Below are 6,970 nucleotides of genomic sequence, written 5' to 3' on the forward strand. Positions count from 1 at the left end.
GAGGTGGCTATCCACTCTCTTTTCTGGCAAAGAGCGATAGCGATGCATTTACCTGGCTTGCAGCCTATATTCGCACCTACCTAGAGCAGGATATTCCCGGTCTTGGCATATCTATTCCGGCCGACACTCTGAGAAGATTTTGGATGATGCTAGTTCATTGTCATGGAAATATCCTTAATACTGCCGAATTGGCCCGTTCTTTTGGCATTGCCGATACCACTGCTAGGCGTTATTTGGATCTCCTCAGCGGCACCTTTATGGTGAGGCAGCTTCAGCCTTTTATTGCAAATATTAAGAAGCGCCAGATTCGGTCGCCCAAAATTTACTTCCGCGACAGCGGATTGTTGCATCAACTGATGGGTGTTTATGATAATTCTAGCCTTTTAACTCACATAAAATGTGGCGCATCTTGGGAGGGGTTTGCCTTGGAGCAGGTTGTTAGATTAAAGGCTGCTCATCCTAGTGATTGTTTCTTTTGGGGAATTCATGGACAAGGCGAGGTAGATCTCTTAATTCGCCAGCGTGGAAAAATTGAAGCCTTCGAGTTTAAATATAGCTCGGCACCACAGGCCACTAAGTCGATGCATGTTGCCCTCCAGACATTGCCTATTGAAAGCCTTACGGTAGTTGCGCCAGTGGAAGAGAGATTTTATATGGCGGAACGCATCGCCGTTTCGCCATTGGATGGCATTGTGGCGGAAGAGCAATCGAACTAGTATCCCTATTGAGAGGGATGCCATGAGCGACAAAAGGCCTAAAGAAATACACCCTTTAATCGTTTGTTCTGCTTGACATTCGCTCTTCATATTAGCTATAAGCTCAAATTACTTATGAAAAGAACATATCAACCAGGTAAAATTAGTAGGTTAAGAACCCACGGCTTTTTAGCAAGAATGGCTTCTAAGGCCGGGCGCAATGTCTTGAAGCGTCGCAGGGCTCATGGGCGTAAGGCCATTTGTGTCAGCATCCCCAAGAAGGGTCGAAAGCGCTAGTCTTGCTAAGTGGCACTTCGTGCGGCATGGGCGTAGATTTTCGGCTTGGGCCTTCTCATAGAATAAAGCGCCGGCGCGATTACTTACACGTTCAATCACATGGGCGCAAGTTCCGCTCAAAGCACTTCTTAGTAGCAGTTTGCAGTTCCAAATGTTTGGCAGGCGAAGGAAGGAATTCTAGGATTGGCGTTACTATTACGCGAAAGATTCACAAGAGCGCTGTTCGCCGCAATCGCTTGCGGCGAAGAATAAAGGAAATTTATCGTTTCTACAAACAGCAGCTAGCTAAAGCGAAAATAGATTTCGTTATCATTGCGCTTGCAGGAGCAGCAGATTTGGAGTTTGCGGACATTAAGCAGGAACTTAATGGGCTTTTTGGGAAAATTGCTCGCGTGATGCACGTGGATGGGTGGCCCAGGACTGCGGGTTCGCAAGAGAATTGACATGAGATCCAGCCTTTTTTTTCTAGTCTCTGTAATAAATTCGCTATTCGTTGTAGTTTGCACGTCATTGCTTAAAGTTTGGAATCGCGCAATTTCGCCTTGTTTTGGTTGCCATTGTCGGTTTGAACCGACTTGTTCTCGATACGCAATTGAAGCTTTTAAGCGATACGGCTTTATTCGAGGGCTGTGGCTAAGTATTAAAAGGGTCGTAAGATGTAACCCCATGTGCCAAGGAGGAGAGGATTTGTTGCCATGAACATAGCGCGAAACAAGCTCAAGCGAGAAAACGAAGGTAAGAACGAAAAGGAAACTCCGGTAGGTATGACTGAGGATAGAGATAACAGCAAAAAGGCCCTCGGATTGCTGATGTTTGTGATTTTGTTTTTCATCTACAAACAAACTGTTTGGGATCCGTTCTTTTACGGTAGCAAGAAAACTGCGCCAGATAATTCAGCAAGTAACAGCGAGGGAACTGCTATAGATGGGGCCTCCCACGATGCGGTTCAGTCATCGGTAGAGGCTAATGTTGGGTCGACTCAGGGAACTAAGATAGAGCCCGGCAAAGCAGTTGGCGAATTTCCGAGTGATGCCGAGATTCTTGCAAATGGCATACTGCAAGTCGAGACTGAAACTATAAGTGCTAAAATCGCTCTTCTCGGTGCAAGGATTATTGAGTATCGGCTAAAGCAATACTTAGAAAAAAACGTTCAAGGTGGCGATCCTCTCAATCTAGTTAGCCACGTCGATTCACTACCCTACCCGCTTGGCATAGATGTAGGAAACATTACTGATGCACGCGTCAATTATCAGCTTGTTGGCGAAGCAAATGACAAGTTTAGCCTACGCGCTGGCCAAAGTCAGGAGTTATTACTAGAGGGAATTTTGCCAGACGGGAGGAAGCTTACTAAGCGGCTTAACTTTCATGGCAGTGGATATGTTACAGAGGTGCGCATATTTTTAGCTAATGGCGCAACGTCGCCGGAGACAGCTTCGGCGGCCTCTATAGGGCAGTCTTTGAGTGTAAGTTGGACGAAATTTATAACGGAGAAGAACAAGCGCTTACTAGATCCCTACGATCGCAGTGCTCTTGTCTGGGATGATGGGCAGAAAGCGCACCACGAGGAGCTTCAAGAGCTAAGAGAAATAGACGGCAATGCGAAAACTTTGGGTGCAGTCCGTTGGGTTAGCATGGCAGATAAGTACTTCATGGCTTCACTCATGGCAGAGAGTGATTTTTTTCAGGCGCAGTGTAAAAACGCAGGAGATTTTTACAGCTGTGGGATAAAAACTGAAATGCAGCAAGATGTTGTAGCTCTTAATCTTTTTGCGGGTCCCAAGAGTTACGAAATGCTAGCAAGTGTTGGTAATAACCTCGAGCGCAGCATTAACTTTGGCATGACGGGCTTTATCGCAGCACCTTTGGTGATGATGTTACATCTTTGCTATTCAGCTTTTGATAACTATGCCGTCGCTATAGTGCTGTTAACCATAATTGTGAGAGCTGCCCTTTTTCCACTTAATGCTGCATCGTTTAAGCAGATGAAGGCCATGCAAGCTGTGCAGCCAGAGATTAAGCGGATTCGCGAGACCATTACCGATAAACAACAGCAGCAAATGGAGCTAATGAATTTGTACAAAAAGCGAGGAGTTAACCCTCTTGGTGGTTGCTTGCCCATGTTACTTCAAATGCCTATCTTTATTGGGCTTTATTCTGGTCTTTTGCTAACGATTGAGCTTCGCCATGCGCCGTTTGCTTTTTGGATTACTGATTTATCCGCGCCCGAACAGCTCATGGTAGCTGGGGTTGGTATTCCTGTGATGGTGATTCTAATGGTTATTTCCATGTTGGTTCAGCAATGGATGACGCCAGCAGCAGTGGATCCCGCGCAGAAGAAGGTTATGATGATAATGCCAGTAGTGTTTGGGTTTATGTTTGCAAAATTCCCAGCTGGACTTACACTTTACTGGTTAACTAGTAATTTAATATCGATTGCTCAGCAAAAGACTTTAAATGTGCTCGGTCCAAAAGTAAGTTTAATGGCGACTGGGGCAGTTTCCCTTGGGCTTTTCTTGCTAACTTGGTTGTTAAGTGCCGTAGGATAAAATCATCACAAGGAGTTGTGGGCGATTTAGATGAAACGATTGCAGCACCAATTACGGCAGCTGGGCATTCCGCTATATCGGTAGTGCGAATTAGCGGGCCGCTTACGCGCCAGGCTATTGAGAGTTTGGTGGTTCAAGCTAAGCGCGTGATAGATAACCCCCGCAAGTTGATGCTGGTCGATATTCGCCACCTCAAATATAGCGACTATAGCCATGTTGAGGCAGAACTACTCGATAGTGGCATGGTCGTTTATTTTCCTCGTTTTAGGAGCTTTACTGGTGAAGACTCGGCTGAGTTTAACATTCACGGAAGCCCGTTTCTCGTAGAAAAGCTCCTAGAGAGTTTGTGTGCCTGTGGTTTGCGCCTTGCGAATCCGGGGGAGTTTTGCAAGCGGGCCTTTTTAAATGGCAAGTTAGATTTAGTTCAGGCCGAAGCAATTGCAGATTTAATTGCGGCGGAAAGCGAGACTCAGGCTAGGGCTGCAAAGCATCAGCTAGCCGGGGCTTTGTCTGCGGCTATATCTCAATTGGGCGAGCAGGTAAAAAACTGTTTGGCGGAACTAGAGGCTTTTATCGATTTTCCCGAGGAGGATATTGAGACGGCTAGCGAGTTTGCGATTAATCTGATGTTAAAAGAAGCAGTGACCGCGATTGATAGGCTTCTTGAGTCTTTTAGGACCGGCAAGTTATATCGCGAGGGTGCTCAGGTTGTCATTGTTGGTTATCCCAACGCCGGCAAATCGAGCATTTTAAATAGGCTTGTAGGTGAAGAGAGGGCAATAGTTAGCCAGTATGCAGGAACTACGCGTGACGCTATCGAGGAGCGCATTTCACTAGATGGCCTTTTAATACGTCTCTGGGATACTGCTGGAATTATAGATTCGACTTTGCCAAGCGACGAAGTTAGTAGGCTTAACTTGATGGGCGTAGAGCAGAGTTGGCTTAGGGTAGAAAATGCAGATTTAGCCGTTTTTGTCTTTGATGTCACAGAGGATGTAGATGGCTTGGAGAAGTTATTTAGGCAAGTCATTGCAAAAGTTAATAACGTAGTTGCTGTTGGGAATAAGTGCGATTTGCTGTCAGAGGAGCAGTTGATAGAGCTTAAGTTGCATGTGCAGGAGGTTTTTGGGGCGGCAGAAGCATTAGAACCTTTATTTGTTTCGGCAACTAATGGCCAAGGATTTAGAGAGCTAAAGAGAGCAATCCGAGGGAAGTTATTGATGAATTCTTCGGCCAGTATTGGTGCGATAGTGACTAATTTTCGCCATCGCGATTGTCTTTTAGAGGCAAGGAAGGCTTTAGAGGAGGGGCTTTCTAATCTAAAGGCAAGCACAGCGGTTGAACTTATTGCTTCAGACATTCGCCAAGCTTTGTCGTCGTTAAGCGATATCATTGGCGTCACTAGTAGCGAGGATATTTTAGAGCGAATTTTTAGCAAGTTTTGCATTGGCAAATAAGGAGCACTGGAATGAAGGCACTTTACTTCGAGCAACACGGCCGACCCGATGTCCTAAAGTATGGGGATATTGCCAAACCTTCTCTTAAACCAGGTGAGGTATTAGTTCGAGTGAGAGCCTGCGCCTTAAACCACCTGGATTTGTGGGTTCTCGGCGGCTGGCCGGGCTTAAAGCTAGAAATGCCTCACGTTGGTGGTTCAGATGTAGCTGGGGAAATAGCTGAGTTGGGAGAAGGAGTAATACACTGGCAGATCGGCGATAGAGTAGTGGTAAATCCGGGCATTATCGAAGTGGAAGATGAGTGGACTAGGCGCGGAGAGGAAAGCGTAAGTCCCTATTATGGGATTTTGGGAGAGACTAGGCGCGGCGGCTTTGCCCAGTTTGTGAGCGTGCCAGCAGCAAATTTAATGAAAATCCCCTCAGATTTCGACTATACCGAAGCCTGTGCTCCGCTATTAGTTGCGCTAACGGCTTGGCGGATGCTAAAAGTTCGCGCTGCACTAACCGCGGGGCAAAGTGTGTTAATCGTTGGTGCGGGCGGAGGTTTAAACAACATTAGTTTGCAGCTCGCCAAACACTTTGGAGCTACCGTAATTGCGCTAAGCAGTAGCGAGGAGAAGCTGCAAAAATGCCTCAGCCTTGGCGCCCATCACGCGATTAATTACCGCCAATGTCCCGACTGGAGCCGCGAAGTCAAGCGCCTTACGAATGGTCGGGGGGTGGATGTAGTCGTAGACAACGTCGGCGCAAAAACTATGGAGCAATCGCTAAGAGCGGTAGCGCGTGGGGGAAAAATTGTAACCGTGGGAAACACCAGCGGCCCCATGCTTTCAATCGACAATCGCCTCATCTTCACTAAACAAATAAGCATTATTGGCTCTACTATGGGAAGCAAGGAGGATTTTCAAACGGTTATGCCGCTAGTGTGGAATAGAAAGATAGCGTCGAGCATAGATTGCGTTTTGCCTCTAGAAAAAGGCCGCGAGGCCTATGAGAGAATCGCCCGCGGGGAGCAATTTGGAAAAATCGTTTTAACTGCACAATCTTAACAACTCGAGCAAAAGTGTCCCAGTTATGATCTTTGCAGATAATGTATCTTAGGGTAATCTGGTAAAAAACCGGAATAAAAATCCGCATTTTCACCGAGAGCAAGTAAGTTACTGATATGATTGAACGTTCTGTTAGTGATAGACTGAAAAAATCGGCAGAAAAGTATCCCGTTATTACCCTGATGGGACCTAGGCAATCGGGTAAAACCACGGTTGCTCGAGCAGTGTTTCCAAATCATCAGTATATAAACCTAGAGAATCTGGATTTAAGAGAAGCTGCCACTGAGGATCCTAGAGGATTCCTTTCAAAGCTTCGGGAAAATGTTATTTTGGATGAGATCCAAAAAGCTTCGGACTTGGTTTCCTATCTTCAGCAACTTGTAGATGAGGATGACCGGCCTGGCCGATTTATTCTGACGGGCTCGGAAAACTTAACGATCTCCAACACGGTTAGTCAATCCCTTGCGGGAAGGACCTCTATTTTTAAGCTTCTTCCGCTTACTATTAAGGAGTTATTTCCCAAAGGTAGCAACGCCGAGATCGACGAGGTAATGTTTCGCGGATTTTATCCGCGTATACATGCCAAGAAGCTCGATCCAACAGAAGCATTAGCGTCCTATTGTGAAACATATATACAAAAGGACGTTCGAACATTACTAAATGTTCGCGATTTAAGCGCCTTTACTCGGTTTCTCAAGCTCTGTGCAGCACATACGGGCCAGCTTCTCGATATGACTTCACTAGGAAACGCCTGTGGCCTCGATCAGAAGACCATTCGTTCATGGCTTTCGATTCTAGAGGCTTCTTTTATTATTTACCTGCTTCCACCATTTTATAGAAACATAAAAAAAAGATTGGTTAAGTCGCCTAAGCTATACTTTTTTGACGTGGGACTTGCCTGCTATTTGATAGGCATTCGCGATACA

The 6,970-nt window shown here is 46.1% G+C and carries 8 protein-coding genes; all 8 read left to right on the forward strand.

All coding sequences use genetic code 11. The features are described 5' to 3' along the window. A partial coding sequence (locus IT291_04150) for a DUF4143 domain-containing protein (GenBank protein ID MCC6220416.1) occupies positions 1-716 on the forward strand: 716 nt, incomplete at its 5' end. A gap of 114 nt (positions 717-830) precedes the next feature. Next, the gene (rpmH, locus tag IT291_04155; GenBank protein ID MCC6220417.1) at positions 831-992 is read left to right on the forward strand and encodes a 50S ribosomal protein L34; all 162 of its coding nucleotides are present in this window, start codon (positions 831-833) and stop codon (positions 990-992) included. After that, positions 956-1,435: a ribonuclease P protein component gene (rnpA, locus tag IT291_04160; GenBank protein MCC6220418.1), complete on the forward strand. Its 480-nt coding sequence runs from the start codon at positions 956-958 to the stop codon at positions 1,433-1,435. Before rpmH ends, rnpA begins: the two co-directional genes overlap by 37 nt. A 1-nt stretch (position 1,436) precedes the next feature. Beyond that, positions 1,437-1,691, forward strand: coding sequence for a membrane protein insertion efficiency factor YidD (yidD, locus tag IT291_04165; GenBank protein ID MCC6220419.1), 255 nt, complete (start codon positions 1,437-1,439; stop codon positions 1,689-1,691). After that, complete coding sequence (yidC, locus tag IT291_04170; protein MCC6220420.1) at positions 1,688-3,538, forward strand: membrane protein insertase YidC; 1,851 nt, start codon at positions 1,688-1,690, stop codon at positions 3,536-3,538. Before yidD ends, yidC begins: the two co-directional genes overlap by 4 nt. A 17-nt stretch (positions 3,539-3,555) precedes the next feature. Continuing rightward, entirely contained in the window at positions 3,556-4,995 is a 1,440-nt protein-coding gene (mnmE, locus tag IT291_04175; protein ID MCC6220421.1) for a tRNA uridine-5-carboxymethylaminomethyl(34) synthesis GTPase MnmE, read from the forward strand. A gap of 11 nt (positions 4,996-5,006) precedes the next feature. Continuing rightward, a complete protein-coding gene (locus IT291_04180) occupies positions 5,007-6,044 on the forward strand; it encodes a zinc-binding dehydrogenase (protein MCC6220422.1) in 1,038 nt (345 codons plus the stop codon). Between the two features lie 116 nt (positions 6,045-6,160). After that, positions 6,161-6,970 (forward strand): ATP-binding protein (locus IT291_04185; protein MCC6220423.1); only part of this gene is annotated, 810 nt, incomplete at its 3' end.

The organism is Deltaproteobacteria bacterium (genome assembly GCA_020845775.1).
In the GTDB taxonomy this organism is placed as follows: Bacteria; Bdellovibrionota_C; UBA2361; order SZUA-149; family JADLFC01; genus JADLFC01.